The sequence below is a fragment of the Campylobacter sp. IFREMER_LSEM_CL1085 genome (genome assembly GCF_025772235.1).
GTDB classification, from domain to species: domain Bacteria; phylum Campylobacterota; class Campylobacteria; order Campylobacterales; family Campylobacteraceae; genus Campylobacter_D; species Campylobacter_D lari_D.
Genome location: NZ_JAKMRU010000003.1, coordinates 44,377 through 62,158 on the forward strand (window position 1 = coordinate 44,377; position 17,782 = coordinate 62,158).

17 protein-coding genes and 1 tRNA gene are annotated in these 17,782 nt (G+C 30.3%); 1 reads left to right on the forward strand and 17 read right to left on the reverse strand.

The genetic code is table 11. The features are described 5' to 3' along the window. Nucleotides 1-4: 4 nt before the first annotated feature. Both L8W56_RS02165 and L8W56_RS02170 read right to left on the reverse strand, forming a co-directional pair. A complete protein-coding gene (locus L8W56_RS02165; protein ID WP_039619082.1) occupies nt 5-934 on the reverse strand; it encodes a ribose-phosphate pyrophosphokinase in 930 nt (309 codons plus the stop codon). Between the two features lie 64 nt (nt 935-998). Then, a complete protein-coding gene (locus L8W56_RS02170) occupies nt 999-1,403 on the reverse strand; it encodes an acyl-CoA thioesterase (protein WP_133319755.1) in 405 nt (134 codons plus the stop codon). Nucleotides 1,404-1,467: 64 nt separating this feature from the next. Here L8W56_RS02170 and ciaB point away from each other — a divergent pair, with 64 nt between their 5' ends. Then, complete coding sequence (ciaB, locus tag L8W56_RS02175) at nt 1,468-3,303, forward strand: invasion protein CiaB (RefSeq protein WP_263659276.1); 1,836 nt, start codon at nt 1,468-1,470, stop codon at nt 3,301-3,303. An 18-nt stretch (nt 3,304-3,321) separates the two neighbouring features. Here the strand turns inward: ciaB and L8W56_RS02180 are convergent, their stop codons facing one another. The 15 genes from L8W56_RS02180 to L8W56_RS02250 form a co-directional block, all read right to left on the reverse strand. Continuing rightward, nucleotides 3,322-3,516, reverse strand: coding sequence for a hypothetical protein (locus tag L8W56_RS02180; protein WP_220567232.1), 195 nt, complete (start codon nt 3,514-3,516; stop codon nt 3,322-3,324). Then, nucleotides 3,509-4,978 (reverse strand): DNA methylase, encoded by a 1,470-nt coding sequence (locus L8W56_RS02185; RefSeq protein WP_263659277.1) that lies wholly within the window; start codon nt 4,976-4,978, stop codon nt 3,509-3,511. The genes L8W56_RS02180 and L8W56_RS02185 overlap by 8 nt, the downstream gene beginning before the upstream one ends. A gap of 99 nt (nt 4,979-5,077) precedes the next feature. Beyond that, nucleotides 5,078-5,168: transfer RNA gene (locus L8W56_RS02190), tRNA-Ser, on the reverse strand. 49 nt (nt 5,169-5,217) lie between these two features. Next, nucleotides 5,218-5,772: a hypothetical protein gene (locus L8W56_RS02195; protein ID WP_133319744.1), complete on the reverse strand. Its 555-nt coding sequence runs from the start codon at nt 5,770-5,772 to the stop codon at nt 5,218-5,220. A 61-nt stretch (nt 5,773-5,833) separates the two neighbouring features. Further along, nucleotides 5,834-6,544: a CDP-diacylglycerol--serine O-phosphatidyltransferase gene (gene pssA, locus L8W56_RS02200; protein ID WP_133319743.1), complete on the reverse strand. Its 711-nt coding sequence runs from the start codon at nt 6,542-6,544 to the stop codon at nt 5,834-5,836. Then, the gene (locus L8W56_RS02205; RefSeq protein ID WP_133319742.1) at nt 6,541-7,158 is read right to left on the reverse strand and encodes a phosphatidylserine decarboxylase; all 618 of its coding nucleotides are present in this window, start codon (nt 7,156-7,158) and stop codon (nt 6,541-6,543) included. Before L8W56_RS02205 ends, pssA begins: the two co-directional genes overlap by 4 nt. Further along, nucleotides 7,158-9,080 (reverse strand): ATP-dependent zinc metalloprotease FtsH, encoded by a 1,923-nt coding sequence (gene ftsH, locus L8W56_RS02210; RefSeq protein ID WP_263659278.1) that lies wholly within the window; start codon nt 9,078-9,080, stop codon nt 7,158-7,160. The genes L8W56_RS02205 and ftsH overlap by 1 nt, the downstream gene beginning before the upstream one ends. Continuing rightward, nucleotides 9,080-9,916: a 50S ribosomal protein L11 methyltransferase gene (locus L8W56_RS02215; RefSeq protein ID WP_133319740.1), complete on the reverse strand. Its 837-nt coding sequence runs from the start codon at nt 9,914-9,916 to the stop codon at nt 9,080-9,082. Before L8W56_RS02215 ends, ftsH begins: the two co-directional genes overlap by 1 nt. Nucleotides 9,917-9,928: 12 nt before the next feature. After that, nucleotides 9,929-10,306, reverse strand: coding sequence for a chemotaxis response regulator CheY (locus L8W56_RS02220; protein WP_039619063.1), 378 nt, complete (start codon nt 10,304-10,306; stop codon nt 9,929-9,931). A 113-nt stretch (nt 10,307-10,419) separates the two neighbouring features. Then, nucleotides 10,420-12,183: a UDP-N-acetylglucosamine 4,6-dehydratase (configuration-retaining) gene (gene pglF / locus L8W56_RS02225; RefSeq protein WP_263659279.1), complete on the reverse strand. Its 1,764-nt coding sequence runs from the start codon at nt 12,181-12,183 to the stop codon at nt 10,420-10,422. 1 nt (nt 12,184) lies between these two features. Beyond that, on the reverse strand, nt 12,185-13,345 hold the full coding sequence (gene pglE, locus L8W56_RS02230; RefSeq protein WP_263659280.1) for a UDP-N-acetylbacillosamine transaminase: 1,161 nt from the start codon (nt 13,343-13,345) through the stop codon (nt 12,185-12,187). After that, nucleotides 13,342-13,938 carry a UDP-N-acetylbacillosamine N-acetyltransferase gene (pglD, locus tag L8W56_RS02235; RefSeq protein WP_133319737.1) on the reverse strand — a complete coding sequence of 199 codons (597 nt, stop codon included), beginning with the start codon at nt 13,936-13,938 and terminating at the stop codon, nt 13,342-13,344. The genes pglE and pglD overlap by 4 nt, the downstream gene beginning before the upstream one ends. Further along, nucleotides 13,925-14,527, reverse strand: coding sequence for an undecaprenyl phosphate N,N'-diacetylbacillosamine 1-phosphate transferase (gene pglC, locus L8W56_RS02240; RefSeq protein WP_263659281.1), 603 nt, complete (start codon nt 14,525-14,527; stop codon nt 13,925-13,927). The genes pglD and pglC overlap by 14 nt, the downstream gene beginning before the upstream one ends. Next, the gene (gene pglA / locus L8W56_RS02245; RefSeq protein WP_263659282.1) at nt 14,520-15,647 is read right to left on the reverse strand and encodes a N,N'-diacetylbacillosaminyl-diphospho-undecaprenol alpha-1,3-N-acetylgalactosaminyltransferase; all 1,128 of its coding nucleotides are present in this window, start codon (nt 15,645-15,647) and stop codon (nt 14,520-14,522) included. Before pglA ends, pglC begins: the two co-directional genes overlap by 8 nt. Then, nucleotides 15,644-17,782, reverse strand: a complete 2,139-nt coding sequence (locus L8W56_RS02250) for an STT3 domain-containing protein (protein ID WP_263659283.1) — start codon at nt 17,780-17,782, stop codon at nt 15,644-15,646. Before L8W56_RS02250 ends, pglA begins: the two co-directional genes overlap by 4 nt.

Genomic DNA, 17,782 nt, shown 5'->3' on the forward strand with positions numbered 1-17,782 from the left:
GAATTTATACAAATAAAGAATTCACACTTTCATTGTGATAAACTCTGCGTATTACCTCGCCAAAAATAGGTGCTACGCTTAGGACTTTGATTTTATCCATTTGTTGTTTTAAAGGTATAGTGTCAGTTACTACTAGCTCATCAAGCGCATCTTTGGCTATTCTTTCATAAGCTACGCCACTAAGCACAGGGTGGGTACAGCAAGCTATAACTGACTTTGCACCTTTGCTTTTAAATACTTCAGCAGCTTTTACTATGGTTCCTGCTGTATCGATAATATCATCTACCAAAATTACTTCTTTATCTTTTACATCACCGATGACATTCATTACTTCGCTTTCATTAGCCTTTTCGCGTCTTTTATCTACTATAACTATATCAAGTCCTAAAGCTTTTGCTACGCTCCTAGCTCTTGCTATACCGCCTATATCAGGACTTGCGATGATAGGGTTTTTATAGTTTTTATTTTTAATATAATCATTAAAAATAATACTTCCATAAAGATTATCCACAGGTATATCAAAAAAGCCTTGAATTTGTCCAGCATGTAAGTCTATGGTAGCTACTCTATCTACCCCTGCTGATTCTATAAGATTTGCTACTAATTTTGCAGTAATAGGCACCCTAGGACTTGCTTTTCTATCTTGTCTAGCATAGCCAAAATAAGGGATGATAGCTGTGATAGAGCTTGCACTTGAGCGACGCAGAGCATCTGTCATGATTAAAAGTTCCATTAGATTATCATTTGTTGGAGCACAAGTACTTTGAATGATAAATACATCTTTACCACGCACGCTTTCATCTATTTGAATGCTAATTTCACCATCACTAAAACGCTTCACACCCGCATTGCTTAGAGGCAGTGAAAGGTATTTTGAGATTTTTTTAGCAAATTCCTCATTTGCTGAACCAGAAAATATTTTATATCCGCGCATATATAAGCCTTAGAAAGTTTTCTGTGATGATATAAAATTTTTTTTGAAAATACAATAAAACATATCAAAAGCCGTGCAATCTTTTTAAATCCGCATCAATAGGAAGTTTATTTCCGTCTTTATCTACACTTACATAAGTTACCACAGCCGAAGTTACATGCATGCAATATACACGGCCATAATCATTGGCTCTTTGGGTAACTACTTCTACTTCTACGGTGATAGAAGTATTACCTGCTTTGATGATTTTTGCATAGCAAGATACCAAATCACCTACGAAAATTGGTTCTTTAAAAATGATCTTATCCACTGCTACAGTTACTACTCTTTGCGGAGAAAGCTCCCTTGCTGCAATGGCTCCAGCTAGATCAATTTGTGACATGATCCAACCACCAAAGATATTACCAGCGGGGTTTGTATTGCTTGGCATAGCTATAACTCTTAGTTTAGGTTCTCCCATATCTTTCATACATTCTCCTTGTGTTTTAAAAAAAACATTATAATTAAGTTTTAAAAATAAAGAAAGGTAAAAAATGAATGATTTTAAGCAAATAGCAAAAATTGTGAAAAATAGGAAACAAAATATCAATAGTCTTTATAATATACTTCAAACTAATCAAAGTCATCCTTTGATAGATAGAGCTTTAGAACTAGCTAATCTTGAAAATGAAAAAAGCAATGTTTTAGCAATGTTGCGTCGTTTGGTGGATTTAAAAGAGGAAAATTTAGTCCAAGAACTTGAGAAAAAAGGTTTAAATGAAGAAGAAATTTCTCAAATAAAATATAAAGTTTTTTCTTTAGTAAGAGCCTTTTATGAGGTAGAGCATCAAGATTTAATCGATGAGATTAAGAGTAAAAATTTACTTGATGAGTTTTATTTGGCTCTAGTTCAAGGTGTGCATAATATAGGTGTAGTTATGAATTCTTTTGAGCTTGTTTGGAGCAAGCAAATTTTAGATACAAATAATAAAATCTTAAAAGAACAATTTCCAAATTTAAGCGATGCTTTGGAGTTTTTAAAACAAAATGAGCTTTATCAGCTAAATCAAGATAGTGAAATTTGTGAAAGAAGCTATGGAGCTTTAGTTAAAATAGGAACACTTTGGAGATTTTTACCTTATGCAAAAGCTTTTGAAAATGAAGTTTTAAAGCTTGAATATGAATTTGATAAACTTTTAGAAAAACTAAGAAATTGTGTGCTAGATGATGAAAAAAATGCTTATATTGATTATATAGAAAAATTAAAATTTGCATTTTGTGAAAAAGATAATAATGAAGTAGTTAAAAAATGGCAAGAAGCAGAGCTTGCGTGGATGGAAGTAAAATGTCCATTACAAGTTGGCCATCCTTTAGAATACTATGAGGACTCTTATACACATGCAGTAGCACTTGAGTGGGATATACGCTTAGAAGATGTGAGTGATTTTAATGGGAGCGAGTTTAAAGATAAAATCAAAGAAAGCTTTGCGATGGTGTATGCAAATTTAGATGAAGAAGATGAAGCTTTGTTTGATGAAGTGAATTTTAATCTTGAAAAAACTCAGCTTTATATTTGTATGCCTATGATTTTTTATGGAGCAGAGCTTAAGGGGCTTTTTTCCGCTCAAGTAGTGCCAAATGATGAGTATGTAAGCAATATAGCAGGTAAAAAGATCTTTGCTTTTTTAAATTATGTTTATGAAAATGCTAAAACCAAGCCTTTTATGAAGCTTTCTTCTATGGTATTTGAAAAAGAATTTTTAGATTATGGTAGAGAAATTTTATTTTACAATGAAAAATTATGGAAAAGAATTTATGAAGTTTCTACCATAGGTCATGAGTTTGGGCATATTTTCTTTGTGGCAAATGATAGTGAAAAGAAAATGAATGAAAGTGGCGTGTTTAAAAATATAGAAGAGTTTAAAGCTACTGCGGGTGGGCTTGTGAATTTCTTTTTACATGAAGAAGATGATTTAAAGCTTCCTGTATTTTATGAGCTTATTAAAAGGGCCATAGGATTGATTGCTTGGCAAAGAGTAGAGGAGGTTAAGCCTTATTATACTGAAGGTTTGATTCATTTGTCATTGCTGTTTAAATCAGGGGTGTTATCTTTTGCAAATGAGAAATTAAACATTAAATTTGATGAGGAAGCTTACGAGAGTTTTAAGGCTGTGTTTATGCAAAATTATTATAAGCTGGCAAGACATTATATGTTAAAAGAAGATGCTAAAAATTATTTAGACGAATTTTGTGTTTTAGAAGATGAGGTGTTTTTACCACTTGATGAAGAGTGTAAGGAATTTGTAAAATACTACTATGAATTACACAAACTTTATGGCAATGAAATCGATGAAAGTGGAGAGTTTGAAAAATACTCTAATGCAAAATAAAATTTTATCAAGAAGAACTTAGCTTTCTTCTTGATATTTACTATTTTCTAATACTTTTTCCATATCTTTTTGCGTTTTTAAAATAGCTTTACTAAAGCCATTTAGTACTGAAAATGGAGCAAATTGTGCCGCTCTTTTTTCTCTTGACATTGGTGGAAATTGTTTTGATTTTTGATATTTTATATCTATTATATCTTTATAATCATCATGCATTATGACCTCCTATTAAAGAAGTAATTTCTTTAGTCTCATCATCCAAGCTTGAAGCTTTTAAAATAGCTTTTTTACCAAATTTTTGTATGATTTGAAGTCTTGCTTTTTGGAGCTTTTCTTCTTTTTCAAGTTGATTTTTCTCTTGTGAAATTGCATTAAAATCACTAAATAAATTTAATTCTTGGTAATTTTCTTGAGCTTTATCTGTGATATTATTTAAACTTAGGCTGATTTTTCTAATACTTAAGTTTTTATCACTGATTTTATAAAAAAGTTCTAAGGTTTTTTTGTTGATGATTTTTAAAGAATGGGTAAAATTTTCTAAATTCATACTTCCGTGAGCATTTTTAGGTATAGCTCTTCCGTAATTATCTTTAGTGATAGCTCCTTTATAAGAACCTAAAAAACTTGAATTTTCTAAATTGCTTTTATCATATTGTATATCTAGTGTGATATGGTTTGTTTTAAGGTTATTTTGTATAAGTTCAAGTACTAAATGATCTACAAGTTCTTTTAAAACTTTTATTGTTTGATTATTATCATATGCAAAAGGCAAAACCTTAGCCATGATTTTAGAGTGATTTTGTGATTTGTAATTTTTAATATCTTTCATTGTGCAAGTTTCAACGCCCCATGCATGATCGATCAAAAGTTCAGCATTAACACCAAAGTGTTTATAAAGCAAGTCTTCATGTTTTAAAGAAAATCTTGCAAGATCTCCCATAGTATAAATGTTTAAATCTGCAAGTTTTAAGGCAATACCTTTACCTATACGCCAAAAATCTTTTAAAGGTTTATGCTGCCACAATTTATATCTATATAATTTTTCATCTAAAAAGGCTATAAGCAAGCCATTTTCATCTACTTTTTGTCTTTTAGCAAGTATATCCATAGCAATTTTAGCTAAGTATAAATTTGTGCCTATGCCTGCTGTTGCGGTGATTTTACTTGTGTGTGAAATATCAAGTAAAACCTTAGTAAGTAGCTCATAAGCTGATAGTTTGTATTTTTCAAGATAAGAACTAAGATCGATAAAAACTTCATCAATAGAGTATATATGAATATCTTTAGCATCAAAATACTTCAAATAAATGCTGTATATTTTTGTGCTAAATTCTATATAAGTAGCCATTCTGGGCTTAGCAATAATGTAGTCTAATTCTAAATTTAAATCATTTTCAAGTTCCAATATATTAAAACTTTTAGCTTTAAAGTGGTGTTTTTGAGCTTGTTTTAGTCTTTCTTGGTTGATTAAATGGATTTTTTGTTTAAACTCAAAAAGTCTTAATCTACCAGGTATATTGTAAGTTTTTAATGCAGGTGAAACTGCTAGTATGATGGTTTTGTCCGTTCTTGTTTTATCTGCTACAATAAGATTAGTTGTTAAAGGATCTAAATTTCTTAAAACACATTCAGCTGAAGCGTAAAAAGATTTCAAGTCAATAGAAGCGTAAATTTGCATAGTATGTGAAGCTTGCCTTTAGATTTATTAAGTTTTGATGATATTAATTATAACAATAAAAATTACTAAAATAGATGAAATAAAATGAAATTTATAAGGTGGCGGACAGAGAGGGATTTGAACCCTCGAGACCCCGTTAAGATCTGCACCCTTAGCAGGGGTGTGGTTTCAGCCACTCACCCATCTGTCCATATTAAAAGGGAAAGTATATCTTATTGTTTATAAGATATACCTTAAATTTATACACTGAAATAAGCTATGATTAAAGTTATAATAAAACCAGCACCTAAAACTGCTATTTGTTTACCTCTATCTTTGCGTATAGCTATAATAGTGATTAAAAGTCCTGAAATATAAAGTATTATCATGGCAAGTGCAAAAGCTAACCCAAGTACAGAAAAGTACCACATACCTTTATCTTTATGAAGCAAAATCATATTTCCAAGCAAGCTTCTATCTTTTGTTGTAATTTCATAGTCATTCTCATCTAATTTTATAATACTTGCTATATAATTTATAGTCCCAAGTTCTATACCATCGCCTTTTTTGTTGAGTTTTGGTTCCAAAGATGAAGGAATTTTTAAGTTGTTTTTCTTTAAAAAATCAATTAAAAATTCAGCTTCAGCACCCTCTTGAATAATAGCTTGAACTTTGTAATTTTGAATTTTAGCTCCACTTTCTCCATCAAAACCAGCTATATAAGCAAAACCTGTGATTGCATATAAAAATGCAAGTGGTAAGAAAAATAAACTAATGTAAATGTGAATTTGTCTGAATAATTTGTTTTTATTCATTTTTACTCCTTTTTGAAAAATAATGAAAAGTATATTGATAGAAAATGAAGTGAAAGTAAAATTAATATTTTTTAAATTTACGAGCTAGGGTAAAAAAACTACGAACAATCCCATAAAGCACATATAAACTAGCAATAATCAATGCACTTTCTAAAAAATACAGATAAAGCATAGAAAATAAAATTACTAAAAGGATTAACACCTTCAAAACATTTGCTCTTTTTAGATCGATTTTCTTAAAACTTGGATACCTTATGTTGCTTACCATTAAAAAGGCTAGAAGCATTTGGATACATATTATTATTAAAGAAAAATCATGTAAAAAATCATAATATAAATAAGCACTTACCCATAAAGCACTTACAACTGCTGCTGTTGGTATAGGTAGACCTATAAAAACCGATGGTTCATAAGTTCCTGTTGTGACATTAAATCTTGCCAAGCGTATAGCGCCAAAAACTACAAATAAACCAGCTATTAATGAGCCAAAACGACCATATTCATAACCTATGCTCATATAAAAAAGCATAGCAGGTGCTACACCAAAGGCTATTAAATCAGCTAGTGAGTCAAACTCAACTCCAAATTTAGAAGTAGAGTTGGTAGCTCTTGCAACGCGTCCATCTAAACCATCGCAAATTAATGATAAAATAATATAAATTAATGCTTTATCAAAGTTTTGATTAATAGAAGCAATCACTGAAATAATACCTAAAAATATGGAAGCGGCTGTAAAAAGATTAGGTAAAATATAAATTAGTTTAAAATTCATGGATTTAAATATCCTATTAATGTACCAATGCGTACTTTATCATTTTCATTTACGCAAATTCTAGTGTCTTTTGGAAGTAATAAACTCACACTACCATCAAACATAAAACCTATATTTTGTCCATGGTTTAAATGATGACCAAAATCATCAATATGAGCTTTTCTATTCAATGCTCCAAAAATAACGCGTAATGCCCATTGTTTGCTCTTGGAATTAGCTAAAAATAACATTCTTTCACCCATTAAATTTGTATTTTTCATAAATGGACATAAAAAAAGTCCATGCCTTATTCTAGTTTCTTCTATATTCATATCAAGCGGAGCTATGATATTTCCTTGGGAAAAAATATTATTGATAATTTGCACTTCTATACACTCGCCAAGCTCTTTATATGAGCTTGTTTTGATACATTTGATTTTTCCTTCTATGGGAGCTATAATGGTGTTTGGATCTGCTATATAATCAATTTTTTTAGTTCTAAAAAGATAAATAAAAAATATAAAAATACACCATAAAAGCCAAGAAAATCCCCATATAAATTGAAATATTGCAAAAACTATAGCTAGAACTATAAGCAAACTCCAACCAGTTTTTGCAATAAAATTTGTTTTCATTAGTCTTCCTTAGTAGCTTCTTGCTCTTTTTCTTCTAGGCGTGTTGGAAGATTATTTTCTTCTTCATAGTTTTTAATAATCTCTCTTACTTTGGCACCATCAATAGTTTCTTCTTCATAGAGTGCTTGTACCATCACCTCTATAGCACCGCTATAGGTTTTTAAAATTTCTTTTACACCCGCATAGCGTTCATCCAATGTTTTCTTTACATACTCATCTAAATCTTGAGCCATTTTATCAGAATAATCTTTTACAGTTTGCCCGCCACTTAAGAAAGTATTTCTTTGCTTTTCAAGTACCATTAAGCCAGCAATTTCACTCATACCATACATAGAAATCATAGCTTTGATAATATCAGTTGCACGCTCAAGGTCATTGCTTGCGCCTGTTGAAATTTCTTTAATGAAAATTTCTTCAGCCGCACGTCCTCCTAAAAGCACATCAACTTCAGCTAAAAGTTCATGTTTTTGCATTAAAAATTTATTTTCTTCAGGGGTATTGAGTGTATATCCTAAAGCTGCTAAACCACGAGGAATAACAGAAACTTTACTTACTTTTTTAGCACCTTTTGTAGTTTCAGCTATTAAAGCATGGCCGCACTCATGATAAGTTACGATTTTTTTCTCTTTATCATTAATTCTGCGTGATTTTTTCTCAAGTCCTGCTATGGCTCTTTCTACTGCCTCTACCAAGTCTTTTTGTTCCACATGTTTTTTAGAATCTCTACCTGCAAGCAAAGCTGCTTCATTAATGATATTTGCCAAATCAGCACCCGCAAGACCTGCTGTTAATCTTGCAATATCTTCTACTTTTACTTCAGGTGAAATTTTAACATCTTTCATATGGACTTTTAAAATATCACATCTACCTTTAAAATCAGGCTTATCTACCAAAACTTGCCTATCAAAACGCCCCGGTCTAAGTAGTGCTGCATCAAGTACTTCAGGGCGATTTGTCGCTGCTAGAACAATTACTGGTGAGCTTTCGGTACCAAAACCATCCATTTCAGCTAGAAGTTGATTTAAAGTTTGCTCTCTTTCATCATTTCCGCCCATCATACCGCTTGCTGCACGTGATTTACCTATAGCATCGATTTCATCTATAAATACAATAGCTGGAGCTTCTTTTTTAGCATTTTCAAACAAATCTCTAACCCTGCTAGCACCAACACCAACAAACATTTCTATAAAAGATGAACCTGATACGCTAAAAAATGGCACATCAGCTTCGCCTGCTACTGCTTTTGCAAGCAAAGTTTTACCTGTACCTGGAGGGCCAACAAGCAAAAGTCCTTTTGGAATTTTTGCTCCAAGATTAATGTATCTTTCAGGATATTTTAGAAAATCAACAATTTCTTTAACTTCTTCTTTTGCTTCTTCAACACCTGCAACATCATTAAATTTAACCTTCGGTTTTTCTGAATTTACAAGTTTTTTAGAACTTCCTATACCAAGTATAGATCCACCCATATTTTTTTGCATACGAGAAGCTAAAAACATCCATATACCAAAGAAAATAAATACTGGCAAAACCCAAGAAAGTAAGATATCTATAAACCAATTGCTTTCATTAAAAGCACCATAGGAAACGCCTTTTGAGTCAAGTAAAGGAACAAAAGTAGCATCATTTGGAACTTTTTTGGTAATATATACCATATTTCCTGCTTTAGATACAGCTTTTATAGTAGTTTGACCTATATTAACTTGGGCAATTTGATTATTTTCAATTAAAGTTTTTAATTCAGAATAAGTAACTTTTTTAGTGTTTTCTCCGCCCATAATACCTATGCTACCATCATCTGAAAATCCTTTAAATAAAAGAATCATCACAATGGCAAAAATGGCAAAAATAAAAATGGGATTTTTGTTAAAAAAGTTATTATTGTTTTGATTATCTTTTAAATCATTTGGTTTTTTATTCATTATTGCAATTCCTTTTTATAAACTAAACTCAACCATTCTCCTTTGTGTTTGCATTCTAACAAAGTGAAATCTTTGAATTTATTTTTAATCCTTTCTTCATATTTATTTAATATACCAGATAAGATCAAAATTCCACCTTCTTTGGTTTTTTCTTTAAGATCTTTTTCTAGTATGATCAATATATCGGCAATGATATTTGCCACAACTATATCATATTTATGTAAGCTTTTATTAATAGAACCTACCCAAATATCATCAAAGCTAACTTGATTTAATTTTGCGTTTTCTTTACTTGCAACTATAGCTAATTCATCTGTATCGCAAGCTTGTACTTTGGCTCCAAGTTTTGCCATGATAATGCTTAAAATTCCACTTCCACAACCCACATCTAAACAAAATTTGGAATTATCTGTATATTTTTGTAGAAATTCTATACAAGTATAAGTACTCTCATGATGTCCTGAGCCAAAAGCTAGAGCAGGATCTATAATGATATTAATTTTATCTTGTTTAGCTTCTTGCCAAGTGGTGTGAATATGGATATTATCGATCGTCAAAGCTTGTATACCTTTTTTATACTCTTCTATCCAATTTTTATTTTCTTTTTTTTCTAAGGTAGAGTGGAAATTAATATGAGTATTTAGTTTTTGACATAATTTTTGATGAAAATCATGCAAGGCTATTTTAATGAGTTCTATATCTTCTTCTGATCTTATATAAATACCATTGTTTTTTTCTTCTATAGCGTCTATCTCTAGAGAAAAGATAAGATCAAGGAATAAATCTAAATATTCCTTGTCTGTTTGAAAAAAAAGTTCGTAATAATGTGTTTGCATAAAAACTTATAATTAACCTTCGTTTGTTCCTAAAACATCTTCAAGTTTTTCTTTTAACACTTGAGGAGTAAAAGGTTTTACAATATAGTTATTTACGCCTGCTTTTAAGGCGGTAATAACTTCTGCTTTACCACCTTCTGTAGTTACCATAATAATTGGCATATCAGCATATTTTTCTTCCGCTCTTACTTTTTTTACTAATTCCAAGCCATTCATTTCAGGCATATTCCAGTCAGTAATTAAAATTTTAATATCATCATTTTGTGAAAGTAAATCCCAAGCTTCAACTCCGTGTTCAGCTTCTAAAACATCCTTGTGGCCTAATCTTACAAGGGTATTTTTGATTATTCTTCTCATGGTAGAACTATCATCAACTACTAATAACTTCACTTTTTTTCCTTTATCTTGATGTAATTACATAAAACTGTAATTGTATCGTTTTTATTTTTATTAATCAATTAAAAGTTTATATTATATCATTTTAAAATAAAATTAGAATTTAATCACTCTCCGTTTTTATTGTGATTAAATTCAGGCACAATCTCCTTTAAAACTTTTGCAGGATCTGTGCTGTGGAGTAATTTTTCTATTTCTTGATTTAAAATTTTTAAATCTTTAAGATCACTAGTGGTAACAAATATACTTTCATATTGAGTTTTTAAATCATTTTCATGGATTAAAAGCTCTTCGTAAAGTTTTTCGCCTTTTCTAAGCCCAGTGATTTTGATTTCTAACTTTTTATTAGAAAGTAAAAGCATTTTTTTAGCTAAATCCATGATTTTAACAGGCTCACCCATATCAAGTACAAATAATTCTCCACCTTTGGCAATAGCCGCAGCTTGTAAAACAAGTTGCACAGCCTCATTTACTAACATAAAATAACGCACTATATCAGGATGAGTAAGAGTAAGTGGCTCATTAGCTGCAATTTGAGCTTTAAATTTAGGTATTACACTTCCACTTGACCCTAAAACATTACCAAAACGCACACAAGCTACTTCAAAATTTTCACAACTTGAGCTTAATGTATAAAGTTCACAAATTCTTTTTGTGCAACCCATGATGTTAGTCGGTCTTACAGCCTTATCAGTGCTTATCATAACAAATTTAGCAACCTTATAAGCTTTTGCAAGATCGATTAAATTTTTAGTACCTATGATGTTATTTAAAATAGCTGAATGTGGATTTTGCTCACATAAAGGCACATGTTTGTAAGCTGCTGCATGTAAAATCAAATCTATGTTTTTTTCTTGTAAAAGTTTTTCTAACGCTTCTTTGTCTAATATACTCATCATAATAGGTTCGATTTTTTCTTTATGTAAGCTTAATTCTTCATTTATTTTATATAAATTATACTCACTATGATCAAGCATGATTAAGTGTTTTGCACCAAATTTAATGCATTGTTTGCAAAGCTCACTTCCTATAGTTCCACCAGCTCCACTAACTAAAACTACTTTATCTTTGATAAAATCAATCACGCAAGCATTATCCAAATCTTTTGGCTTACGCGCTAATAAATCTTCGATACTTATATCTCTTGCTTCATTTTGCGTAAAAGAAAAAAGCTTTATATCGTTAATCCCATAAGCAATGAGTTCGTCAAAAAGCTTTTTTAATTCTTCTTGCTCAAGTTTTAAAGCAATGATAGCAGTATGAATTCCTTCAGCGGTATATTTTCTGATTGCTTCTTTTTCTTCAACTATAAATTTATCACAATAAGTACCTATTAAATTTTTACGCTCATCTACCACAGCTACAGGGAAAAGTCCTAAACTCCCTTCTTTAGCTCCTTTTAATAAATGCAAAGCCTTTGAAGTGGCGCCAACTACTATACAAGGATGTTCTTCGTTGTATTTTGGCTTTCTAAAATCAACTATCATTCTTTTGCTTATACGCAAACTTCCAATTAGCATACAAGATAAAACAAAGTCTATTCCTATAACGCTTCTTGGAAAAGGATTAAAAAAATCATCATAAAAATAATAAATTGCTAAAAATACAAGCTCAGCCAAAGCTAAAGCGATGACTAATTTACGCGCTTCATTAAGGGAGAAAAATCTCCAAGCAACTTGATAAATTTTAAAAAAAGCTAGAAAAATGATTTTAAGTAAAATCAAAATCACAGCACTTTTAAACATACCTTCATAAAATTCACTTGGGATGTCTGCACTAAAGCGTAAAGAAAAAGACAAATAAATACTTATAACAAAAAGTAAAATATCAGCACCTAGAAAAAATCCTAAGCGTTTGCTTTTATAATCCATCTTAGTCCTTTAAGGTGTTTAAGATTAAAGTAGAAACTTCCTCTACATCAGCTTTGCTCATAGTAGTTGCACTTGGAAGGCAAATTCCATTACTAAAGAAAAACTCACTATTACCATTTAAGTAAGTATCACAGCCTTTGTAAAGTTCTTGCAAATGCATTGGCTTCCAAAGTGGACGACTTTCGATTTTATTATCTTTTAAAACTTGTATGATTTTTAAAATTTTATCTTGAATTTGAACATTTTTATTTTCACATATACAATGTTTTTCATAAGTATTAAGTTTATTTAAATCAAAATCAAGTAAAGCAGTGCTTAACCAGCGATTTGACTTGGTATTTTCAAGCTCATCTAAAAAAGTAAAAGTTCCACTTAAAAATTCTTTATACCAGCTATAAATTTCACGCTTTTTACTCACTCTTTCTTCTAAAACTTCCATTTGAGCAGTACCGATTGCACCTAAGATATTGCTCATTCTATAATTATAGCCATATTCTTTATGCTCATAATGAAGGCAATTTTCTCTAGCTTGGGTACTGTAAAATCTTGCTTTTTCAAGATTAGCATGATTTTCACTCACAAGCATGCCACCACCACCTGTTGTGATGATTTTATTACCATTAAAAGAATATACTCCAAAATCCCCAAAAGTACCTAAGGCTTTATTTTTGTAAAAACTTCCCAAAGCTTCAGCAGCATCTTCAATTAAAAAAATCTCATTTTCTTTACAAATTTGGACGATCTCATCCATTTTAGAAGCATTACCATAAAGGTGTGTTAAAATAAGAGCTTTTGGCTTTTTAGGACTTTCTTTGATAGCTTTTTTTAATAAATTTACATCTAAATTATAAGTTTCATCACAATCAATAAATACAGGCGTAGCATTCATGTAAGAAATAGGTGCTACTGAAGCAATAAAGGTAAAACTTGAAGCTAGAACTATATCGCATTCTTTGATGTCCAAAACTCTTAAAGCTAAATGAATAGCTGCAGTGGCTGCATTTAGAGCAAGTGCGTTAGAACTTTTTGTATAATCTTTAATACTTTGTTCTAGGGCATTAACAAATTCACCCAAAGGTGCTATATAATTACTTTCAAAAGCTTTGTGTATGTATTCTAATTCTTTTCCACTCATATGTGGTGCTGATAGAAAAAATCTCATTTTACCTCCTTTATTTTCTTGGCAGGAACTCCAGCATAAATGCCTTTAGAAGTTAAGTTTTTAACTACAACTGCTCCTGCGCCTAAAGTTATATCATCATTTAAACTTATACAAGGAATAACACTTGAATTAACTCCCAAAAAACAACGCTTTCCTATTTTTACATTTCCTGTTAGTTTAGCCCCAACGCTAATATGGCTAAACTCATCTACAAAACACTCATGCTCAATCACACAAGCAGTATTTAAAATCACACCTTTTGCAATACTAGCTTTAGCATTAACTACGACATTTGGCATGATTAAAATACCCTCATCATCTAAAAAAGCACTTGGGCTAATAATAGCACTTTTGTGTATCAAATTAACTAATCTAAACCCATCATCTTTTGCTTTTTTGAAAAGTTTTTCTCTAATAGAGTTTGCGCCAATAGCAATAAACATATCGTGTTTTTCTAAATTGGAGTGATATTTTAAGCCTTTATTATCATCCAAAAAGATGATTTTTTCATATCCTAAATTTCTAGCTACATCAGCACAGACTAAACCATGCCCACTAGAACCATATATATAAATACTTTTAGTTGTGTCCATTGAATTTATCCGTTGTAGCTACTCCTTCTTTATTAACCCCGCTTCTTTTTAAAACTTTAATAATGGTCATAAAAAAGATTTTAAGATCAAATAAAAAAGAGCAATTTTGCACATATTCTACATCATATTTAAATTTTTGCTCCCAAGAAATAGCATTGCGTCCATTAATCTGTGCCCAACCTGTAATGCCTGGTCTTACATCGTGGCGTTTTTTTTGCTCTTGATTGTATAAGGGCAAGTATTCTACAAGTAAAGGTCTTGGGCCTATGAAGCTCATATCGCCTTTTAATATATTAAAAAGCTGCGGTAATTCATCTAAACTCAAGCTTCTAACTAGCTTACCAAAAGGCTTTAAGCGTAATTCATCAGGAAGTAATTCTCCATTTTCATCGGTTTCATCACTCATAGTTTTAAATTTATAAATATAAAAAATTTTTTCATTTAATCCTGGTCTTGCTTGTTTAAAAAGCACACTTCCTTGAACGATTTTTAAAACAATACCTATAAGCACTATAAAGGGTAAAAAAATAATCAATAAAATCAAAGCCAAAAAAAAGTCAAAAACACGCTTTAAACCATTTTTATACATTTATAAAACCCCTATAAAAGTCAAGATATTTCAAAGCTATGATATTTTCATCATAATTTTGCGCTCTAAGAAAAGCATTTTGTGCTAAAGTATTTTTTAGTTTTTCATCTTCTAGTAAAACTGCGATTTTTTCAGCTAAATCCTTGCTATCTTTGCTTTTACAAATTAAACCGTCTATGGCATTATTCACTGCTTCAATGCAACCTTCAGCATTACTTACCACGCATGCTTTTTTACAAGCTTGTGCTTCTAAAACCGTTCTTGGATAGCCTTCTTTATAGCTTGGTAAAACAAAAATATCGCATAAATTTAATAAATGTGCAATATCACTTCTTGCGCCAAGATAAAAAACATCATTTGAGTTTAAAAATTCTAATGGTGCACAAGATTTATTATCATCTCTTCCACCCACTAAAACAAAATTTGCCTTATCTTTTAAAATTTGGCTTACTTCATAAAATTCTTTAATTCCTTTATGCCAAAGTGCTCTTGAAATCATTAAAACGATAGGTTTATCAGGCATATTGTGTTCTTTTAAAAAAGCTTGTTTTTCTTCTGTGCTAATTTTTAAAGGTAAAAATTGTTTTAAATTTAGCCCTACGGATTTTATGATTTTGATTTTTTCTTCTTTTAAGCCTAAATTTTTCATAAATAAAGCATTGCTTTCATTGACAAAAATAAAACCATTTGCAAGTTTAAAAGAAATTTTATAAAGTAAATTAATGCTTATTCTTACTAATTTGCTTTTAAAATCATCATCTATGTAAAAACTTCCTAAGCCTTCAACCAAACCAAAAGTGTATTTAATGCCCGCCATTTTAGCTGCTATAATACCTGTTGTATTGCTTTTGTGAGCGCTTGTTTGTAAAAGATCTAAATTTAAACTTTTGAGTGTATTTTTTAAACTAAGTAGATTTTTAAAAACAATTAAAGGATTGACACTTGATCTAGCTAAATCATAAAAGCAAACCTTATAGCCTAGCTCTTGTAACTTAATAGCAAAATCATCTTTTGGAGTGATGATTATAACTTCATGATTATTTTTTTCTAAAGCTCTAATGAGTGCAAGACGAAAATAATACACACTCATTGCACTATGGGTTAAAATTCCTATTTTCATCTTTTTAGCCTATAAATTTTTGCTCTTGCATCATTAGTGACTTGCTCAAATAAATCTTGATCGTATTGATTTAATAAAAACATTTGTATGTAGGCACTATTATAAAGATTTTCATCTAAAATCACAAAGCTTTTATATTCTCTTAAAAAGAGTAAATAAATTTGAGCTTTTGAATCAATTTCATTGTAATAAAATTTGCCATTAGTGATGGATTCTATATCTACAAAAGCTTTTAAAGGTATAGTTGTACCTTCTAGTTTTAAAGCTCTAAAATCATTAATAATTTCTACTCCATTATCAAGCATAACAGAACCTGTTGTTTTATCTTGAGCTATGGCATTAGCTTGAGAGAAAAATAAACTTTTTTCTTGTTCTCCATTGTCAGGATTTGTATTTGCAAATTGTGCTACCACAGGCATGATACGCAACATTCTATAAGGCATGTAAATATATACATCTCTTGTTTTATTGGTATCAAATTTAAAATTTTTATCATTTAAACTTTCTAAAAAATCTTTAGCACTTGTTTGGTTATAATCTTTTACCATAGCTTTTAAAACATCAGGATAATTTTCTTTGAAAGATTTTTCAGTGTATTCTACGCTAAGTCTTGCCATATTGGCTGCTGGAATTTGTTCTTTACTTAAGACAAAAGATGAGAAAAAATTATCTTTTCCTAGGTGTTTTCCACCATCAATTAAGGTTTTTACATCGCTATAATAGCGTATTGGATAACCATAATCCCACCAAGCAACGACATAATCTTCTCTTTGAGCTTTATTTTTTAAATCATTTAAAATACTAGCTTCATAAGAAGTAAAAACAGTAGAGGATTTATAATAATAAATATGCATTAGGGCAGGGCTTATGCTAAAAAATGTAATGAGCATGAGTAGGATATTTTTATTTCTTAGACTAAGTTTGATTTGTTTTTTTTCTAAAAAATTAAAAAAAGCATATAAAAAATACCCAAAACCCAAAGCCATCACAGGAACTGCATAAATGGTAAATCTAAGTCCAGCTCTTAAAGCCATAAAACCTAGTGCAAGCATAGGTAGAGCCAAAAGCATACTTTTGTGATCTTTGCAAAGTAAGATAAAACCTATAAAAGAAAGGATAAATACTAAAACACTAGAGCTAATTCTTTGCATAAATACTTCAGGATCGATAGTATTTACTTCCATAATAGTTTCATTAACATTAAAATACATAAAGGCAGCATCTTTTAAATTTTGCACATCAGAAGCTTTGAAAACATAAAATTTAAGTTGATATAAAACAGGATCTAAACCACCACTTAAATGTAATATCAAAATGCTAATAAAAATCAAAGCCCAAACCATATAAAAATTAATTTTTTCTTCTTTAAAGGCAAAAATAGCAAATAATAATACAATCAAAGCAAGTTTATATTGCCATGCTAGCATACTTAAAGCTATGATCATCAAAGCAATAGCTAGATAAAAAATCTTTTCTTTTCTATGAAATACTAAAGTATAAAGTCCAAAAAGTCCTATCATAGCAAAATTTAAAGAATAACTTGATGGATACCACCACAAATAAATCATGATGAAAACCGGACTTAAAAGTAGGGTAAAAATGTCTTTATTGATAGTTAAGCGTATAAAAGTAAGTAAAATAAGCATTGGTAAAACTAATACTAGCATATCTGTATCATAATACCCACTCATAGTGCGGTTATAATAACTATTTGCAATGCTTCCAAGCAAGGCTGCTATAAAGCCATATGTAGTGAGTTTATACTCTCTTGCGATTAATATAATAGGCGCAACAATCAAAGAAGCAAAAAAAGTACTCATATATAAAATAATACTTTCAAAACTAAAAGGTAAAATATTATAAAGCCAGTAAGTCAAAGTAGAAAGTGAGCTTCCAAAATAAGATAAGTCATTAGGTTGATGAAAACCTGCTATCATATCTCTTGCACCTTCTGCAAAAGCATAGCCATCATTAGTAGTAATCATGAGTTGATCGTTAAAGAAAAACTCATAAAACTCACTTGCCCAAGCCACCCAGTATAATCTACACAAAATACTAAAAGCAAAGGCTATAAGGATTAAAATACAGGTATATTTTATAGAATTATTATCAGTGAAATTTTGTTGCAGTTTCAT